The organism is Vibrio sp. 10N.222.55.C6 (genome assembly GCF_041473395.1).
GTDB classification, from domain to species: domain Bacteria; phylum Pseudomonadota; class Gammaproteobacteria; order Enterobacterales; family Vibrionaceae; genus Vibrio; species Vibrio crassostreae_C.
In genome coordinates, this window is record NZ_JBFRSD010000247.1 from 1 (window position 1) to 378 (window position 378).

Here is a 378-nt window from a genome sequence, read left to right on the forward strand (position 1 = left end):
CGGCTTAGCAGAGTGAATCTCTTGTATACCTTTATATCCATCGTATCTTCGTTGCGTATATTTAGCTTGCATTAGAATATTGCCCGACTGAGTCAGGATTACACCATCGGCACCATGGTCAGTACCAGCATTCGTTAACCACGCGCTTTCACTATCATAATGCTTGGACAGGAGCGTCAAACACAGAGCCTCAAATTGCTGCCAACTCAATTTGTCCAACTCGTCAGGTGTTATACGTTTATTAATGAGATCCCCAGTAATGCTCCCTCCGACACCAGATGGCTGCGGTACAACATCCTCTGGAGTGACTACAGCGTCTTTCAATAAAGTTTTCTGCGTTAGTAGCCTATGAAGGTTGACATCAAACGACTCAAACTC

At 44.7% G+C, this 378-nt stretch carries 1 protein-coding gene; it reads right to left on the reverse strand.

The window, feature by feature from the left end; genetic code table 11:
* Nucleotides 1-378, reverse strand: a 378-nt coding sequence (locus tag AB4486_RS23495; RefSeq protein WP_372118965.1) for a restriction endonuclease, incomplete at both ends; no start/stop codon positions are given.